Origin of the sequence: Paraglaciecola sp. L3A3 (genome assembly GCF_009796765.1) — a bacterium.
Taxonomy (GTDB): domain Bacteria; phylum Pseudomonadota; class Gammaproteobacteria; order Enterobacterales; family Alteromonadaceae; genus Paraglaciecola.
This window is the reverse complement of record NZ_CP047023.1, coordinates 482,155-499,005: the sequence shown is the minus strand read 5'-3', so window position 1 is coordinate 499,005 and position 16,851 is coordinate 482,155. Positions and strand designations below refer to the sequence as shown.

19 protein-coding genes are annotated in these 16,851 nt (G+C 39.7%); 9 read left to right on the top strand and 10 right to left on the bottom strand.

Annotation, left to right across the window (positions count from 1 at the left end; all coding sequences use genetic code 11):
* Positions 1–3: 3 nt before the first annotated feature.
* The 4 genes from GQR87_RS02155 to GQR87_RS02140 all read right to left on the bottom strand — a co-directional run bounded on the left by GQR87_RS02155 (position 4) and on the right by GQR87_RS02140 (position 2,442).
* Positions 4–1,512, bottom strand: a complete 1,509-nt coding sequence (locus GQR87_RS02155) for an IS66 family transposase (protein WP_158972858.1) — start codon at positions 1,510–1,512, stop codon at positions 4–6.
* 86 nt (positions 1,513–1,598) lie between these two features.
* On the bottom strand, positions 1,599–1,949 hold the full coding sequence (gene tnpB, locus GQR87_RS02150; RefSeq protein ID WP_158966094.1) for an IS66 family insertion sequence element accessory protein TnpB: 351 nt from the start codon (positions 1,947–1,949) through the stop codon (positions 1,599–1,601).
* Positions 1,946–2,242 carry a hypothetical protein gene (locus GQR87_RS02145; RefSeq protein WP_158966092.1) on the bottom strand — a complete coding sequence of 99 codons (297 nt, stop codon included), beginning with the start codon at positions 2,240–2,242 and terminating at the stop codon, positions 1,946–1,948. The genes tnpB and GQR87_RS02145 overlap by 4 nt, the downstream gene beginning before the upstream one ends.
* 53 nt (positions 2,243–2,295) lie before the next feature.
* Positions 2,296–2,442 carry a hypothetical protein gene (locus GQR87_RS02140; RefSeq protein WP_233267378.1) on the bottom strand — a complete coding sequence of 49 codons (147 nt, stop codon included), beginning with the start codon at positions 2,440–2,442 and terminating at the stop codon, positions 2,296–2,298.
* A gap of 1,141 nt (positions 2,443–3,583) precedes the next feature.
* Between GQR87_RS02140 and GQR87_RS22515 the strand changes: the two genes are divergently transcribed.
* Both GQR87_RS22515 and GQR87_RS22615 read left to right on the top strand, forming a co-directional pair.
* A complete protein-coding gene (locus GQR87_RS22515; protein ID WP_158966090.1) occupies positions 3,584–3,928 on the top strand; it encodes a tyrosine-type recombinase/integrase in 345 nt (114 codons plus the stop codon).
* 64 nt (positions 3,929–3,992) lie between these two features.
* Positions 3,993–4,346, top strand: coding sequence for a tyrosine-type recombinase/integrase (locus GQR87_RS22615; RefSeq protein ID WP_370459629.1), 354 nt, complete (start codon positions 3,993–3,995; stop codon positions 4,344–4,346).
* 392 nt (positions 4,347–4,738) lie between these two features.
* Here the strand turns inward: GQR87_RS22615 and GQR87_RS02120 are convergent, their stop codons facing one another.
* Positions 4,739–5,275 carry a TetR/AcrR family transcriptional regulator gene (locus GQR87_RS02120; protein ID WP_158966084.1) on the bottom strand — a complete coding sequence of 179 codons (537 nt, stop codon included), beginning with the start codon at positions 5,273–5,275 and terminating at the stop codon, positions 4,739–4,741.
* Positions 5,276–5,444: 169 nt separating this feature from the next.
* Here GQR87_RS02120 and GQR87_RS02115 point away from each other — a divergent pair, with 169 nt between their 5' ends.
* Both GQR87_RS02115 and GQR87_RS02110 read left to right on the top strand, forming a co-directional pair.
* Positions 5,445–5,879, top strand: coding sequence for a VOC family protein (locus GQR87_RS02115; RefSeq protein WP_158966082.1), 435 nt, complete (start codon positions 5,445–5,447; stop codon positions 5,877–5,879).
* A 14-nt stretch (positions 5,880–5,893) separates the two neighbouring features.
* Entirely contained in the window at positions 5,894–6,835 is a 942-nt protein-coding gene (locus GQR87_RS02110) for a pyridoxamine 5'-phosphate oxidase family protein (protein WP_158966080.1), read from the top strand.
* 53 nt (positions 6,836–6,888) lie between these two features.
* Here the strand turns inward: GQR87_RS02110 and GQR87_RS02105 are convergent, their stop codons facing one another.
* Entirely contained in the window at positions 6,889–8,112 is a 1,224-nt protein-coding gene (locus GQR87_RS02105; protein ID WP_158966078.1) for an acyltransferase, read from the bottom strand.
* Between the two features lie 122 nt (positions 8,113–8,234).
* On the opposite strand from GQR87_RS02105, the gene GQR87_RS02100 reads away from it, so the two are divergent.
* Positions 8,235–8,609 carry a GntR family transcriptional regulator gene (locus GQR87_RS02100; RefSeq protein WP_158966076.1) on the top strand — a complete coding sequence of 125 codons (375 nt, stop codon included), beginning with the start codon at positions 8,235–8,237 and terminating at the stop codon, positions 8,607–8,609.
* Between the two features lie 43 nt (positions 8,610–8,652).
* The gene (locus tag GQR87_RS02095; RefSeq protein WP_158966074.1) at positions 8,653–9,516 is read left to right on the top strand and encodes a hypothetical protein; all 864 of its coding nucleotides are present in this window, start codon (positions 8,653–8,655) and stop codon (positions 9,514–9,516) included.
* 83 nt (positions 9,517–9,599) lie between these two features.
* On the opposite strand, the gene GQR87_RS02090 is transcribed toward GQR87_RS02095, so the two are convergent.
* From GQR87_RS02090 to GQR87_RS02075, 4 genes are all read right to left on the bottom strand, one after another.
* Positions 9,600–10,007, bottom strand: coding sequence for a CBS domain-containing protein (locus GQR87_RS02090; RefSeq protein WP_158966072.1), 408 nt, complete (start codon positions 10,005–10,007; stop codon positions 9,600–9,602).
* A 73-nt stretch (positions 10,008–10,080) separates the two neighbouring features.
* Positions 10,081–12,237 carry a proteobacterial dedicated sortase system histidine kinase gene (pdsS, locus tag GQR87_RS02085; protein ID WP_158966070.1) on the bottom strand — a complete coding sequence of 719 codons (2,157 nt, stop codon included), beginning with the start codon at positions 12,235–12,237 and terminating at the stop codon, positions 10,081–10,083.
* Between the two features lie 48 nt (positions 12,238–12,285).
* Positions 12,286–12,981 (bottom strand): proteobacterial dedicated sortase system response regulator, encoded by a 696-nt coding sequence (gene pdsR, locus GQR87_RS02080; RefSeq protein WP_158966069.1) that lies wholly within the window; start codon positions 12,979–12,981, stop codon positions 12,286–12,288.
* An 8-nt stretch (positions 12,982–12,989) separates the two neighbouring features.
* Positions 12,990–13,127, bottom strand: a complete 138-nt coding sequence (locus tag GQR87_RS02075; protein WP_158966067.1) for a hypothetical protein — start codon at positions 13,125–13,127, stop codon at positions 12,990–12,992.
* Between the two features lie 67 nt (positions 13,128–13,194).
* Here GQR87_RS02075 and pdsO point away from each other — a divergent pair, with 67 nt between their 5' ends.
* Genes pdsO through GQR87_RS02060 form a run of 3 tightly spaced genes read left to right on the top strand, consistent with a single transcriptional unit; the run spans position 13,195 to position 16,730 of the window.
* Entirely contained in the window at positions 13,195–13,911 is a 717-nt protein-coding gene (gene pdsO, locus GQR87_RS02070) for a sortase-associated OmpA-like protein PdsO (protein ID WP_158966065.1), read from the top strand.
* Positions 13,912–13,953: 42 nt separating this feature from the next.
* A complete protein-coding gene (locus GQR87_RS02065; protein WP_158966063.1) occupies positions 13,954–16,149 on the top strand; it encodes a marine proteobacterial sortase target protein in 2,196 nt (731 codons plus the stop codon).
* Positions 16,101–16,730, top strand: a complete 630-nt coding sequence (locus tag GQR87_RS02060) for a class GN sortase (RefSeq protein WP_233267377.1) — start codon at positions 16,101–16,103, stop codon at positions 16,728–16,730. The genes GQR87_RS02065 and GQR87_RS02060 overlap by 49 nt, the downstream gene beginning before the upstream one ends.
* The last annotated feature ends 121 nt before the right edge of the window (positions 16,731–16,851 follow it).

Below are 16,851 nucleotides of genomic sequence, written 5' to 3'. Positions count from 1 at the left end.
CACCTAGTTGTTATTGGTATTCCATGGTAATAGGTTTTCGATGTCGTAATCCGGTTGGCTGATATGCTCTAACAGATGATTTAGGTAATCGAAGGGCGTGAGGCCGTTGGCTTTGGCAGTTTCGATAATTGAGTAGAGAACTGCGCTGGCCTTTGCGCCCTTGGCTGTTTGACTAAACAACCAGTTTTTTCTGCCTATCACGAAGGTCTTTATGGCTCGCTCAGCACGGTTGTTATCGATGCTTAATCTGCCATCTTTGCGGTAAACGGTTAATTTTTCCCATTGATTTAAGCAGTAGGTAATTGCTTCGCCCAGTTTAGTTTTGGGCAGTACTTGTTGTTCTGACTTTATCAGCCATTGTTCAAATTGCTTAAGTAACGGTAGGCTTTTTTCTTGCCGTGTTTGGTAGCGTTCATCAATAGACTTGTCTTTTATACTGGTTTCAATTCGATACAGCTTTTGAATGTGATTCAGGGCCCAGTCGGCTTTGCCGCTTGGCTTCTTGCCTTGCGCAGTTTTGGCTTCTACGAATTTACGTCTCGCATGAGCCCAACAGCCTGCAAGTGTGGCTTGGGTTTTATGATAACCCGCATAACCATCTACTTGCAGATAGCCTGAGTACGCCCCTAAAAAGTCTACTGCGCATTGGCCACTTCGGCTGTTATGGTAATCAAACAGCACGATATTGGGTATGTCTGCATTGACTAATTTTCCTTCTGGCGAGTCGGCGCCTGTGGCATATAACCACATATAACTGGTCGCTTTGTCTTCGTTTACCACTTTTAACGTGGTTTCATCGGCCTGAATAACAGATTGCTGTAATAAGGTTTGCCTGAGCTTGTCATACAGTACTTGCAGGATGTCAGCACTTTTTATCACCCAATCGGCCATGGTTTTACGGCTTAGTTCAATCCCGTATTGTTTGAACATGGCTTCTTGGCGATACAGTGGCAAACCATATTGATATTTACTGCTGATGATTTGGGACAGTAAACTTGGAGTAGCGTAGCCTTTAGGGATAACAGAATTCGGTACCAGGGCTTGTTTGATGTGATTGCTTATCCCATCTTTTTCACAGGCCCTGCAGCTATATTTGGGACGGATATGTTCAATCACTTTGACTTGGGCTGGGATGAATTCCAACTTTTCACTTTTATCTTCGCTTATCTTGTGTAATTCACCATGACAACAAGCGCAGACTTTATCTTCATCAGCAATATCGTGCACTACAACTTCACGAGGTAAGTTGTTTGGTAACGGTTTACGCTTAGGTTTATTGCGGGCGTAGCTGATGTTTTCTTGCTCTGGCTCAACTTCGGATTGTTCAACCAGCTCTTCCGCTTCATTAAACAATTCACCTTGACCAGGATAGCCTTCGCTACTGGCACCAAACTGTTTTTGTTGAGCCAAGCGGAACTGCTCTTCTAAGAACTGGTTACGGGCAACAACTTCAGACAACAGCTTTTTGAGTGCTGCTGGATCATCTGGGAGAGAGGTGATATCAATAGGCATACCGTTATTATCTCTCAATAACCCATTGATAACCTTAATTTATTTAGACCAATTCGTGATCGTTAATCGCTGCTTATGATCTGCGGTTATAAGCCAGAGGCACGGTATTGCAATGGCTGATGGCCCATCACATCAAAGCCAGATAATAGCCAGTGAAGTTGCTGTTCGCTTAAATGCATATGGCTCAGTTCCATCTCGTTAGGCCACTTGAACTTATGTTTCTCCAAGCGTTTGTACCATAATGCAAAGCCGGTTTTATCCCAGTACAAACACTTCAATTTATCTCGCTTCTTGTTACAAAACAGAAACAAAGCACCGGTAAACGCATTCATCTTCAACTCATTTTCTACCATCACCAATAAACCATTGATGGATTTACGAAAATCGATGGGCGATAAGTGTAAATATATGTCATCTGGCTCAACGAACATTTTCATGATTGCAACGCCTTGACGAAATTTGCTAACCAAGCAGGCTCGCAAGTTGAGGAAAAAGATAAAGACACCTCACCAAAGGTGAGCAAAATTGTAGACTGAACCTTAGTATCAACAGTGGGCTTACTGACCTTTAGAAATTTTGGCTCACGATTTTGTTGTTGTAATTGCCCACGAAATTTATAAAAACTCGATGTGCTAAGCCTGTGCTCTCGACAGAAATCAATAATGGCTAAGCCACTTGATTGTTGTTGGGAAATCAACTCTCGCCACTCATCTAGTGTTCTATGCTTCATAATACCTCTCCTTAATAATGGGAAGGTATTTTCAAATTAACAAACCTTAATGACTAGGTGTGGTTTACCGGACGCTTACTATTCAGTTGCCCCCAACTTTGATACAGTAAATCATCTCCTAGCAATCCATATAGGTTCTGAAATCTATGGTTGGGGTGTGTCTGTGATTTAAATGTGATGGCATTTAGTGCGGTTGTCATAGTATTTCCAGCCCTACTTTGTCCGGTCTATGTATCTGCTAAACACCTGATATAACGGCTTGCCCCTTCGCCATGTGGTTGGCTTTCCCAACCTCAAACTACTATGAGCAAGTCTGACTGCCAAAGGGTCATCGTTCGCCTTGCTTGTGGCTTGGCTACCCTACCATTTTCCTTATGGAACACCTTTGGCTCTCTCAAGTTCTCAATACATCTCTTTATACATGCCATGGCTTTAGAACTCCGCTGACTCGCCACAACCTTGCCATTTCAGACACGCTGAATAACGGTTGCTTTGCTTGGACTTCGACGGCGTTACAAGCCTCGTCAGTCAGAACTTAATTTATTATCGGAGCGATAACAGCACTTCAGGAACACGCATTCCCTATGGCCTATATAATTCTCTGTGTACGCTTCACCTATATTGTTCATCCGGTTGCGAATACATCGCTGATAAGTATCTCACCAATCCCAGACTCCGCCATAGGTGCAACACTCGATACAGGTGGTTGGCTAAGCCTTACCTGACAGGGACTTACACCCTGCAAGATGCATCAAGCTTCGCTTGACGCACTAACGCTTAACATAACCGGAAAATACCGAGCGAATGCGAGTTATTTTCCGGTTGATGTTTTTGTTAGCAGCCGCATTGCGTGAGGCTGCTTGAATTGATTGATGAACTAACAAACTGTGACTGCCTTGTTTAAATTGTGTGATTGCATTGTTCGTTGCCTTAGCTTTGTCAGTAATTGATGATTGATATTGCCAGAACTTACTAGTTACGTGAACCTTTTTTACCGACCGTGATGGGCTAAAAAGCTAACCGCGTTGCACACCACTTTTAGGTAGCCAACTGAAAATACACTTTGGCATGCTAACGCTTATTATCGAGCATGTCGTATATGTAACTTCTCGATTTGATTTTAATTTCCATCACTTTCAGTTCTTACCTTTTGATTTTATTATGTATTTTTTACCATCATGCCATCAAAACCGCACAGAGTTGCAAAAGCAAAAGGAGACCTGACTTTAACGCGACTTTCTTGCTTCCTATTAAAAGCTATGTGAAGAATATTTTCCATAGTTAAATTAATAACTTATCGATTTTATGTATCGTCATGTGCTTAATATGGACTTGACTAATATGTCCTTTAAATTTGCTAAGACGCCTGTCCGTGTACCTGAAGTGTTAAGTCATAATGATGCTATTGCTGTAATCGATAAATTACGAGGGGTTCAGCATACTATTGGGGCATTAATGTATGGCGCGGGATTTCGTATATCTGAGGTGCTGAAGCTGCGCGTAAAGGATTTTGATTTTGAACGAAATACTATTTTTATTTTTCGCTCAAAAGGCCAAAAAGACCGTGTAACCATGTTCCCAGAATTGGCTAAGACCGAGATTACTAAACAAATTCAAAAAGTGGAGTGTATTCACCAAAGGACATTGATGATGGGTATGGGCTGTCATCACTGCCACCTGCTCTAATTCGTAAATACGGCAAAGCTGCGACAAACTTATCTTGGCAATATATATTTCCTTCAACTACACGATGTGTTCACCCATACGATGGCTATGTATGCCGTCATCACCTTCACCAAACAGGATTTCGAAAGGCCTTAAAGAAAGCAGTGCAAGAAGCAGGCATTTTAAAACGGGTTACATCACATACCTTTCGGCATTCGATTATAAAATGCGTCCATGCATTTTCCCCTGCGGGCCATCCTGCGGATGTTCAAATTTAGTTCCTGACAAATTTGTCGCGACGCGATTGCTTGAAACAGGGCATGACATCAGAGTCGTGCAAGAATTACTGGGGCATGATGATGTAAAAACCACACAAATTTACACCCACGTTTTAGGTAAGCATAAATCTGGAGCAATAAGTCCGATGGATGCGAGATGAAATAGTTAATGTATTAACACGTCTCTTTTACCAGACTCTTCGACCGTCTGCTATTAGGCTCTAAAATCAAAGCTGCCAGTCAGAGAGCTTCTGCTCAACGACTACTTTGGCACATTCATGACTATCGGGTTTGGTCGCACTCAATTTCAATCAATGAGATCTGTGTTTTTTTATCAAGAAATATATTTGCTCTTCTCTGTGAGCGAAGCGCTTTGTGTCCCTGTGGTGAATGCTTTAAGTCTTTTCTTGTTCCATGAAGAAAGAGTTCATATTCCTTAAAAACTTACCTGCGAGATCAGGTTTGTTGAAACTTAGTCCTCACTAATTTTCTATATCAATTCAAATGTAAGTAGTGCCCTTAAATTTTATAATAGCAAGCACTCACTCTTAAATTACTTTAATAAATTAAGGGCCATTTCTTTAGCCATTATTGCTGAGTGTTTTATGCCTCTGGTGTGGGCTAGTACAATTGCTCCTTCAACTAATAAGCCGATTTGTTCGGCTTGCTCTATATTTTTGTCTTTTAGTTGGCTCTGGATTAACTCTACTACGGCTTGTTTATGTTGAGCTGAAAATATATGTATAGGATCAAGGGCGCTGGTAAATTCGGCGCAGGCGTTGATGAAGTTACAACCAAAAAATTGACTACTATTAAACCATTCATTTAAGGCGTCGAATATTGCCAACACACCAGAATCCCCTGCCCAATTAGCGGCATCTATTTTGGCTTTTATCATGCTTAACACTTGTTCATGTCTTTGTTGTAGTGCCGCTAAAATCAATTCGTCTTTACTGCGAAAATGTTTATACAGGGTGGCTTTCGATACTTTGGCTTGGGCCAAAATCAAATCTATTCCAGTAGCATGATATCCATGCTGATTAAATAATATTAGCGCGGTATCCACTAAATGTTGTTTTCTGGGCTGCAAGTGTTTTTCCTTTGTCTTTTCTACTGACGCTAAATTATAAACACTTTGAGCTTGACGTAAACAGTTCTGTTCACCTATAGTGGTAGACAGATTGGTTCACCCCAATAAAGATACAAAGTTAAACAACAAACTTAACTACCCAAATAACATGAGATAAAGGTCATTCAATATGTGTAATAAAACCAGTTCTGCAACTACTGATGCCACAACTGTTGGTACATTAGGTATTCATCACTTAGGTCTGAATGTGCCAGACATTAAACAAACGGCGGCTTTTTTTATTGAGCAGTTACATTTTAGCCAAGTGGGCGAAAAACCAGATTACCCTGCTATTTTTGTATCTGATGGCACAGTTATGCTGACACTATGGCAGGTTCAAGACACAAAAAACATGGTGCCTTTTGACCGTACACAAAATGTAGGTTTACATCATTTTGCCCTTAAAGTGGGTAGTGTCGAAGCACTCAATACTCTACATCAACAATTTTGTTTACTTGATAACGTTGAAATTGAGTTTGCCCCAGAGCCATTAGGCGATTTACCGATCCATCATATGATGTGTTTCATTCCCGGTGGTATCCGACTTGAATTAATCAGCGCTTAATACGGCCTTATAGCATGAACCAACATTCGCAAATTAGCTGGCATTCTGGCGAACTCGCCATGCAAAACAGGGCGGGCACGGCTGAACGTATGTCTGAAATAGGGCCTAAATATATTCGTAAATTTATGCCGCAACAGCACAGAGATTTTTTTTCGGGCTTGTCTATGATTTATATAGCTTATAGCGATTATAATGAATCTGTTAATGCCAGCATATTGTTTGGCGAGCCAGGTTTTATTCAACCTCCTACCGAAACCGAATTACTAATCAACGCTCAATATTCACTAGGCGATTTTGTCATAGAACAGTTAAAAATAGGTGATAGAGTGGGATTGCTCGGCATTGAATTTGCCACGAAAAGACGCAACCGAGTGAACGCCTTAATTACTGAGATTAATCAAAAAACCATTCGCTTAAAAGTTTTACAAAGCTACGGCAATTGTCCTAAATATATCCAAGCTAAAATATTTACCCGTAATTTTGATTATGGTGAGTTTACCAGCAGTACCAGTAAACAATTACAACAAGCCGACAAACAACTCATTTTAAAGGCTGATACTTTCTTTATTGCCAGCCATTTTGACGATGGCCAACAACACAGTAATCGTGGTGCAGATATCTCTCATCGCGGTGGCTCTGCTGGTTTTGTGGCGATTTCTAAGACTGGCGAACTATGGGTAGACGACTATCTAGGTAACGGATTTTTTAACACTTTAGGTAATTTAACCATTAATCCAATTGCCGGTTTACTTTTTTGCGACTGGCACACTGGCCATGTGTTGCATTTAACGGTATCCAGTAAAATCATTTGGCATATACCAGATGATCAATCAAGCCTTGCCATAAACACACAAAAAGACACAAGCAGTAATAAAACTCAGCGGAGTCTGTGCTTTACCCCGCTCAAAATAGAGCGCTTCAACAATGCTTTAGCTTATCGACAAGTCGCTAGCTGATAAAAGCTATGGCTGCCACGGTGATAGAAGCATTGAACATAAGCTCAGTCTTACTACTTAAGCATTTTACGTGCGGGCTGTTCAATATAACGATAACTTAAACTGGAAATGGCTATGGTCAGCACTAAAAAAACAAACAAGCCTAACCAAGCGTGAGTCATTGAAAAGGTATAACCGACTCCGAAACTTGACTCTGCTACATCTGGGTAATACATAGCTTTTCTGTAGACGATAAAGCTAAGTAAAATAGGCATATGTACTAAGTACAATGAATAGGAGATGTCGCCTAAAAATTGGAAACTTTTATGGCTAAAAAAGGCAATTAAGCCTGATGAATTAAAGGATAAACTTAATATGATGATAGCAAAAACACTTACCGCAATGGGGTCGTAGATCCAATCGAAATGCCAACCCACTAACAGCAATAACCAACTTAAAGCAAACAGCCAACCAGAGGCGAATAAAGGTTTAAATAAATCTCGAACATATACTTCGTATGTCAGTAAACCTAAAACAAAACCGCATAAACAGCGCAAAAATGCAGAGCCCGTGATGACATCGATTGTTCCTACTGGATAAGGAATAGAGTCTGGTATACCCAATTCCTCCCATCTCGCCGCCCAAAATGCCGGCTGTAGCTCAAACATAATCCAGAAATATGCCACAACAATAACAAGCACAAACACTAGCCTCAGCCATCCAGCAAATTTGAACAAACAAAACATAAACAATGGAAACACCATATAGGTCCACCACTCTGTACTAATCGACCAAGAAGGTGTATTCCACAGAGCTTCATGAAATGGTCCAATTCCTTGCAACATGATTAACTGATAAGGCACGGCTTCATAGTTAAACAAGAAACCAGCAAATCCATCAATGGTGACACCAAACTGGCGACATACCATAGCCAGCGCCACTAAATACAGAAGGGTAGCTAGATGTAAGGGATATATCCGAGCAAACCGAGCTCGAGCAAACTTAGTGAACTTTGCTTTATTTATCCCAGTTGCAAATAAACCTCCATAAACGTGATACATAATGAAACCACTCAAAACAAAAAATAAATCGACCATTAAATACAATTTATCAAATAAGTGTGTTGTGCCTACTGGTACAAGTGGGGCAATAAACAATTGATAGTGCATTAACATCACCAATAATGCAGCGACACCTCGTAAGGGTGTCAAACCCGCTATTTGTTTTACGTCATTCATAACAATATCCTTATCTAACAGAAACTTAACCAAGATACCAAAGAAAGAAAAACTGTTCATTTATTAACCATATACCCGTATTGATATTTTTACGAAAGAATATGTTATTTAAAAACACTTGATCATTGACAAATTAGTTGTACCATTACTACACACGGAACAACTGGAGCATGAGAATATTTATGAATATTACAATCGATCTCGATGATCCCAAACCAATCTTTACCCAGCTGATTGAACAAATTAAACAAGCGGTGGTTAAAGATTTACTGCAACCGGGAGATCCGCTGCCTTCCATCAGGCAGTTGGCAAATGATCTCGAAATCAATAGCAAAACAGTTTCTAAGGCATACAAATTACTAGAAAGAGACGCAGTGATTCAAAGTAAAGGGTATCGAGGCACCTTTGTTCATCCAGACGCCAAAAGTAACTGTCATGTAGATTTGAGCCATTGGGTCAACCAACAATTTGCAGAATTAATTATTCGCATGAAAGCAGCCGGTGTGACTGACTCCGAAATGCGCATTACCTTCAACAGTATATTAACTAACAACTAACCTAGACGGACTCTGGTTAACCTTATCAAACGAGGAAATTATTATGTGGATTGAATTATTATTCAGCTTTATGTTTAGTGTACAAATTGTACTTATTTCTTATTATTATCCTAAGAAAATCAAAAGCAAAATGGCTTATATTTTTGAGCATTATCCCCACAGTACCCATGCTAAATTATACCCTAAAGGTTACGAAACGGCCTTAAAGGGCAAAATAGTGTTTGGCTTAATTAATGGCGCAATTCTGTTGTTAGGTTTGGGAATAATGGTAGTCATTAGTATGGTTTTATTCACGGGTGACAAAACTCTAGACCAATTTAATATGGTGCCTATGATGTATGGATTGGTGCAGGCGATACCATTTTTTATCTTAGAACTGTCGGCCTTTAAACAATTCAAACTAATGCGTAACTTAAACACCGACAGCAAACGCTCTGCCGAACTTAATCCTAGAGGTTTATTTTCTTTCATTTCACCTATGCAGCTATTTGCTGCAGTAGCCATGTTTATAATCTGTAGTTACTTAATTCTAAGCTTTAACAATTTTGTATTCGATTTTGATATCGCCATATTATTTGGTTCGATGGTATTAGCTAACTTGTTATTTATCGTACTGGGTTACATTCTAGTCAGAGGAAAAAGGCTCGACCCTCACCAGAGCGCTAAAGATAGACATACAGCCACACAAGCGGCTTTACGTTCTTACATCTCGGTAAGTATTTTAATTAGTATCTTTTTTATATTTAATCGCAGTGTAGACACCTACTTATTAGAGCTGTGGGAGCCTATATTCAATACCCTATATTGGTTATTAGTGGTATTACTGAGCACTGGCACAATGTTAAAACATGTGGATTTACATGACATTAATTTTGATGTTTACAAAACATCAAATCCAGTTAAATAACTTTTAAACTGCCCAAGAGTAGATAGCCTGCAATAATCAATATTCGGCTGTCTACTTTAAAGCTCAATCTCCAACGTGATTAATTAGGCCATTTCTCTTAGTTTATTATCTAACATGTTTAAAATGTGCCTACGGGTAATCACCCCTAACACTTTATTATTGTCGTCAACTACTGGGTAACTTTTGGGTTTGGCAGCTAACATTTGTTCAGCAATAGACAACACATCTTGATTTAAGCGAACCGTCATCACTTCTGTTTGCATCACATCTTTGACAGTTGCTACTCGGGTATTGTGATACACCACTTGTAAGGTGACTTGCAAACATTCTTGTTCAGAGATCCAACCCACTAGTTTTCCGGTGTCATCGATAACTGGCCCGCCAAGCAAGGCTTTTTTAATCAAGTTTGCTGAAGCTTCTGCCACCATCATTTCTGGTTTAATTCTGGCAAAATCTTTAGTCATACATTCTGCAACACTAGCCGAAATCATATTTGCTTCCTTAAGGGATTAACCGAAAATCAGTGTCTCAACGTTTAACTGAAGTGTATAGTGGTAAAATTACTTATATATTTTTAAAATTTAAACTCACAACCACCCCTGATTTATCTTTAAGATTATCGATTCTTATATCTCCATGATGAAATTGGGCGATAATTTTCGCTATGTATAAACCTAATCCTAGATGGGGTTGTTCACTATTTTTTTGCTTACGTACCGAGACCATAGAGTCTAATAACTGATATTGCATGTCTTCTGGTAATACACTGCCCTGGTTAACCACAGTCAAAATAAGACCTTTGTCATTATTGATCATCTGCAATTTAATGCTTGAGTCTGCTTCACTAAACTCCACAGCATTGGCAATAATTTTATCTAACATTTGCGCAAACAGTTCTGGCGAGCCTTTAAGTTCTGAGTTTGAAACAGACACATGAATATCAAAGTGACGGTTATTGTAGGCAAGACGGTAACCAGCAACACAACCTCTGAGCAATTCCTCTACATCAAAATCTTCTAGATCACTACTTTGCATCGCTTGTTCTAATCGTGTGGCTTCACTCATGTTGGTTAAAATGCGACTTAAACGAGTTATCCCTTGTTTCGCTCTAGCCACATATTGCTTGCTGTCATCACTTTGTTCTTCTAAAGACAAGTTATCTAAAGACGAATTCACTATCGCCACAGGGGTGCGTAGCTCATGAGACAAACGAGAAGACATATTCTCTAAGTAAGTATTGTATTGCCCAAGACGACTTAATACGTTGGCAAAGCTGCGTGACAAGTCACCAATTTCATCACGAGTATTTGAAGGTTTTATCGTGCCTATGATTTTACCATTATGATCGATGGCGTTTTCAGTGGCGTTTCTTAATTGGCGTATACGCCAAGAGATACGTGAAGCAATTAAGAATAATGCCAAAGTACTGATCAAAATAACCAATAAAATATAATGGAACTGTCGTTCTAAGGCTTTGTTTCTCAAGGTTCGAATACCATTTGTAGTCTGTTCTACCACCACTGCGCCCATCACATTTTCATCAATATAAATAGGATGAGCCGCAGACATGATTACCGCTTTGTTATCGGGGCTTAAGCGCCATAAGGAACTAGGCGTGCCATCTAAGGCTTGGCGGATATCTTGCCCTTCTAGGGCGTAAGCATCTCGTAAATCATCGACAAATTCAGCTGGCGGTTTAGTTAATATCTGATAATAAAGGGGCAATAACCAATGGCTTTCAATGTAATCCCACCAGCCTTTTTTGGCTAACTGAGTAATATCACTGCTCACTCCAGTCGAACGTTGAATATTGCCTGAGCGCGCTAAAACTCGCATATGTTTGTCGACTACCCAAACTCTAGCATTAGAGTATTTTAAACCTTTGAGGATTTTTTCTATTTCAGGAGAGGGTACTAACACTGTACCTAACGAATCTACTTTTGCCGGGTTGGCTGTGCCCATAGTGTATTCAGGCTCACGAGTATAAGCATTATCTACATCTACAATGGCAAAGGCGATTTTGCTCGACATCATAGTAATGGGGAAACGTAACTCTAACTGATAACCGGTTTGAGTATTACGCCATTGACCTTGGATCCTAGTTTCAAGTTTAAGGGGTTGAATTGTGTCAACTTGGCTGTCGAGCAAATAAGCATTGACCCAACCTTGGGTTTTGGGCGCCACAACATAACGCTGAAACTCTCCTCGCTCATCAGTCATTGCGATTTGCAAATAGTCATTCTTATCAATTCGTAAGCTATTCTGCGGGCGAAACAAGACAGTGTCGTCGGTCACATCAAACATGGCATATAAGTATTTACCGTATTGGCCCACCATATGCGTAAAGTGCAAACTTTCTGGTTGATAAGCAGCCACTTGATCAAATAAATGTTGTCCGCCGTAGTCCATGGCTAAATGTTGATAATCTTGCCAATCATCAAATTTACCGTCTAGTTGAATAGGGTGCGAGATCTTATAAGCGTATAAATCTGTACCTGGTTTGACATCGGTTAAGTAAGAAGACTGACTATCAAAAAGTGCAGGTCGTTCATGCAAAGCTGTGGCTACCGCCCTTGCTGTGCCCACCATAGTTTGTTCTTGACCAATACGTAAATAGGCTTCCATTTCCCACACATATTGATATCCCAACCAAGGTATGGCGAATAAAAACGAAGAGAAAAACAATAACTTGAGGCGAATGCCAAAACGAATACGACCCATTTTAGAATACCTGTTCTACAATGTTATCGGCCATTTTAGTCAAGGCTATCATCTGTTACTTTTCCACCTGTAACCCATACCATAAACTGTTTCAACACAGTCAAATTGTGGATCAAAATTCATAAACTTTTTGCGAATACGTTTTATGTGAGAAGTGATAGTGGTGTCATCGACTACCATTTTTGATTCGTCCATTAATTGTTGGCGACTTTTCACATGCCCAGAAAATTTGGCAATAGCATGTAACATCCAAAATTCAGTCACTGTTAGTTCTATAGGTTGGCCCTGCCAACTGACTGTCATACGTTTACTGTCCATGATCAAATCACCCGTATGTATCAGATCTGTTTCATTTTGCGGTAAACCTAATAAAGCAGTACGTCTAAATAATGCAGCAATTCGAGCTAATAAGTGCGGCAAACTGATATCTTTGGTTAAGTAGTCGTCTGCGCCCATACGTAATCCGCAAATTGTGTCGTAATCGTTATCCCGCGCAGTGAAAAATATAATCGGCAGGGTTTTAGATAAACTACGTAATTGCTGACAAACAGAAAAACCACCATCAATTTCATCTTCTAAACCAATATCAATAATGGCTAAATCTGGTAGACGCTGGGCAAAAGCCAACTCGGCACTTGGACGATTGGCATAGGGCATCACTTCGTAACCTTGTTTAGTTAAGGCTGAAATGTAGTTTTCTCTTAAGGCTTGGTCATCTTCAACCAAAGCAATACGTTTTGACATGGATAAACTTAATCTGCTGATTTTGTATTGGCACTATATCGTAAAAGTTTATTTTGCGTAGCGCTTGATTGCCCATCTTTATCAATTTCCATTTTTTCGCCACATTTGATCACCACATTGCCATTTTTCCTCCCTGAATCAGTCATTAATTCTTTGTTTACTAGAGAGGAATTAATCAGGTAACGCTTTACCACAAACTATTTGGAGAAAAACATGAAACTATCTATTAATAAAATCACAGCCACTTTAGCCTTAACTTGTTTATTGTCTGGCAACACCTTTGCGACAGAACTTAAAGCGCAAAAAAAGAAAAATGAATTGATTGGCTTTAGCTCTGGTGCGGTTGTCGGCACTCTTATCGCTGGACCTTTGGGCGGTATAGTCGCCAGTGCATTTGGCTTATTAATCGCTGAAGATGTCAATTCAGATGCAGAATTAAAATTAGTAAAAAACTCATTACAAGAAAAAGACCAAGCGTTAGTCGCCATGCGTAATGAATACGAACAAGCTCAGCAAGTGTCTATGGTACAAATTGCTTCACTAGATCAAGCCTTAGAAAGAAGCCTCCCAGAAATTGAAAGCAGTATTCAATTCAAAACGGCCTCTCATTTATTAGAAAAACACTACCATCCACAATTAGACTTAGTGGCGCAAACTTTAATCAACAATCCCAAACTAAGCGTTAACCTTTCGGGTTTTGCCGATCAAAGAGGTGACCAAGAACTGAATCAAGCATTGTCAGAACAAAGAAGCATCTCGGTCAAAAACTATCTTATTAACAAGGGGGTTAATTCAGAGCAAGTACTTACTTATTCTTACGGAGAGTCGAGTCTTGTTAGTTCTGGAGAAAATTTTGAAGATGACTTTTTTGATCGTCGTGTGCATTTAAAAGTATCTGATAACCAATCAGCTATTACTGCTACTTATTAATTACCGGTAAATCCCACCTTTTGGTAAAACAGGAATAGCAAAATGATATCAATACCTAAAGTCGCCATCATAGCACTTGCGGTAATTGGTCTAGGGGCACTGCAATTTGCAGTGCCCGCCTTAACCAATAAAACTGCATACTCAGATACAAGTAACAATACATTGGCTGCGGCCATAAACACGGCAAACTTAAAAAACCTACTAGTGGGCGACTCCGCAGAAGTAACAAGAGGCACCTTATATTTTACTGTTGATAACCCAAATGCCAGTAACCAAACACCACAAACCTTTATCAGCCCCTTATTAAAAACCCAAGTAGACATTCAAGTTACGGGCATTATCGCCCGTACTCGTTTGACTCAAACATTCAAAAACGCCAGTGAAGATTGGGTTAATGCAGAGTATGTCTTTCCTTTACCAGAAAATTCAGCAGTTGATCATCTATTAATCACGGTAGGTGAGCGCAAAATAGAAGGTCAGATAAAAGAAAAACAACTGGCCCAAAAAATCTATAACGACGCAAAAAAAGCCGGGAAAAAGGCCAGCTTAGTCGCTCAGCACCGGCCCAATATGTTTTCCAATTCCATCGCTAACATCGCCCCTGGTGAAAGCATAGAGATCAGTATTGAATATCAACAAAGGTTAGCCATAGATAAACAAACCTATAGTCTGCGCTTTCCTATGACCATAACCCCTAGATATTCACCCCAAGAAAATCAAACAACTGAATTAGCTGCCACACCTATATTTACAGAGCCAACAAGCTCTGCTGATAAAGATGAAATTGACTTAACGGTCAACTTAAAATCAGGCTTTGAGGTACAGCAACTCACCAGTGAATTTCACCCAATAAAAGACAAACGATTGTCTGACGGTAGTCATCATATTCAACTAACTGGCGATAAAGTTGCCAATCAAGACTTTGTGTTAACTTGGCAAGCCGAGTTAGGCGCGGTGCCATCAACATCTCACTTTAGCCAAAACGTAAACGGCCATCAATATGGGCTGATCATGCTGTTTCCACCAGCAACATCCCAATTAACAGATGTAACTAAGCAACAAGCCAGAGAAGTCATTTTTGTTCTAGACACCTCAGGTTCAATGGAAGGTGAATCGATTGCGCAAGCTAAACAGGCACTAATATTAGGCATCAACCAGCTCACCGAAAAAGATACGTTTAACCTTATTGAATTTAATAACCAAGCACAAAACTTATGGCAACAACCTAAACACGCCAATGCCAACAACAAACAACAAGCCATAACGTTTATATCTGAACTTAGAGCCAATGGTGGCACCGAAATGTTCAGTGCTTTAGATCTAGCCCTTTCTGCAACCACAAGCACATCGGCTGAAAAACCATCATCAACAATATTACGCCAAGTCATTTTTATCACTGATGGTAGTGTGTCTAATGAAGAATCATTAATGCAAAAGATCACTAATGATTTAGCCGATTCAAGGTTATTTACTGTGGGCATTGGCAGTGCACCAAACAGCTACTTTATGACTGAAGCAGCCAAAATGGGCAAAGGCACATTCACCTATATTGGCTCGACCGACCAAGTTCAACAGAAAATGCAGGTCTTGTTTACTAAGCTAGAACACCCAGCTTTAACAGATATCAATTTACAGCTCCCAGTAAAGGCCAATATGCAAAACCTTGAAATCTATCCCAATGTCATTGGCGATTTGTATCATGGTGAACCTCTGATACTTAGCTATAAATTAAACATGCCTAGTTCAGATAAGGAAAAATTCCAAGATATTTCTTTATCAGCTCAATACCAAGGCAATGCTTGGCAAACTGATTTAACTTTAACAGCCATTACTAGGCAAGCTGGGCTAAATGTATTATGGGCCAGAGAAAAAATTGCACAGCTTAGCCGAGATAAACGCCGGGCTAGAATGACTCCTCAACATTCAGAGCTAGCAGATAAAGAGTATCAACAGCTCATTACACAAACCGCGCTAAATCATCATTTAGTCAGCCAATACACCAGTTTAGTGGCAGTTGATGTGACGCCTTCCAAACCAGAAAATATCAAATCTAAAAATAGAAAGGTTGCCAATAATTTACCGGCAGGCACTAAAAACAAACCAAAAATGTACATAGGGAGCTTGCCAAAAACAGCCACTAATGCACAACTAAATATAATTATAGGTCTAATTTTAATAGGATTATCAATATGTATGCACTTACTTACAAAAAGAAAAGTAAAGTTTCAACAACACTAGCTTATGTTTTTAAGCACAAGTGGTTAGCGCTGTTTTTCGCTTTAGGATGTTACCAGTTCTCTCACGGCATTTATATTTTTGCAAAAGCTGAATTCGCCCAATATTTAATCTCAAATGCTTGGCATAAAACCCTGCAAGACGAGCAACAACACCCCCCTTGGCCATGGGCAGATACTTACCCTGTTGCTGAGCTGCATTTTAATCATAACGACTGGTATGTATTAGCTGGGGCAAGTGGTCGAAACTTAGCATTTGCCCCTACACATGTAAGTGCCACCCCATTGCCAGGAGAAATAGGTAACAGTGTGATTGTGGGTCACAGAGATACACAATTTAATGATTTGAAAAATATTCAACAGGGCGATGTGATTGAAGTCAAAACTAGCGGTCAGCGTCAAAAATTTCAGGTTAGCAGTTTGCGTATTGCTCATCAGTCACAAGTCGAACTCATGTATGACGATTCAATGAGTAATGAATACAATAGCGATAAAGCAACATTAATCCTTATTACCTGTTACCCTTTTGATAGTGTTGTACCTAACCCCACTCATAGATATATAGTGCGGGCGGTAGCCATATAAATCCATCCGCATTGTTTCTCAAACTCGCTGAATGTATTCAAAAACAGACAGAATACACACATAACACACTCAGCAAGTGAACAATTATTTACTTAGCTATTGATATTTAAAGGCTTTAATT

Excerpts from the sequence above, each read along its gene's own strand:
- pdsR (WP_158966069.1), bottom strand. The coding sequence starts at position 12,981 with ATGTCAAAACGTATTGCTTTGGTTGAAGATGACCAAGCCTTAAGAGAA.
- GQR87_RS02075 (WP_158966067.1), bottom strand. The coding sequence starts at position 13,127 with ATGACTGATTCAGGGAGGAAAAATGGCAATGTGGTGATCAAATGTGGC.
- pdsS (WP_158966070.1), bottom strand. The coding sequence starts at position 12,237 with ATGGGTCGTATTCGTTTTGGCATTCGCCTCAAGTTATTGTTTTTCTCT.
- GQR87_RS02100 (WP_158966076.1), top strand. The coding sequence starts at position 8,235 with ATGAATATTACAATCGATCTCGATGATCCCAAACCAATCTTTACCCAG.
- GQR87_RS02060 (WP_233267377.1), top strand. The coding sequence starts at position 16,101 with ATGTATGCACTTACTTACAAAAAGAAAAGTAAAGTTTCAACAACACTA.
- GQR87_RS22615 (WP_370459629.1), top strand. The coding sequence starts at position 3,993 with ATGTGTTCACCCATACGATGGCTATGTATGCCGTCATCACCTTCACCA.
- GQR87_RS02145 (WP_158966092.1), bottom strand. The coding sequence starts at position 2,242 with ATGAAGCATAGAACACTAGATGAGTGGCGAGAGTTGATTTCCCAACAA.
- GQR87_RS02115 (WP_158966082.1), top strand. The coding sequence starts at position 5,445 with ATGTGTAATAAAACCAGTTCTGCAACTACTGATGCCACAACTGTTGGT.
- GQR87_RS02090 (WP_158966072.1), bottom strand. The coding sequence starts at position 10,007 with ATGATTTCGGCTAGTGTTGCAGAATGTATGACTAAAGATTTTGCCAGA.
- GQR87_RS02065 (WP_158966063.1), top strand. The coding sequence starts at position 13,954 with ATGATATCAATACCTAAAGTCGCCATCATAGCACTTGCGGTAATTGGT.
- GQR87_RS02140 (WP_233267378.1), bottom strand. The coding sequence starts at position 2,442 with ATGACAACCGCACTAAATGCCATCACATTTAAATCACAGACACACCCC.
- pdsO (WP_158966065.1), top strand. The coding sequence starts at position 13,195 with ATGAAACTATCTATTAATAAAATCACAGCCACTTTAGCCTTAACTTGT.
- GQR87_RS02095 (WP_158966074.1), top strand. The coding sequence starts at position 8,653 with ATGTGGATTGAATTATTATTCAGCTTTATGTTTAGTGTACAAATTGTA.
- tnpB (WP_158966094.1), bottom strand. The coding sequence starts at position 1,949 with ATGAAAATGTTCGTTGAGCCAGATGACATATATTTACACTTATCGCCC.
- GQR87_RS22515 (WP_158966090.1), top strand. The coding sequence starts at position 3,584 with ATGTCCTTTAAATTTGCTAAGACGCCTGTCCGTGTACCTGAAGTGTTA.
- GQR87_RS02155 (WP_158972858.1), bottom strand. The coding sequence starts at position 1,512 with ATGCCTATTGATATCACCTCTCTCCCAGATGATCCAGCAGCACTCAAA.
- GQR87_RS02110 (WP_158966080.1), top strand. The coding sequence starts at position 5,894 with ATGAACCAACATTCGCAAATTAGCTGGCATTCTGGCGAACTCGCCATG.
- GQR87_RS02105 (WP_158966078.1), bottom strand. The coding sequence starts at position 8,112 with ATGAACAGTTTTTCTTTCTTTGGTATCTTGGTTAAGTTTCTGTTAGAT.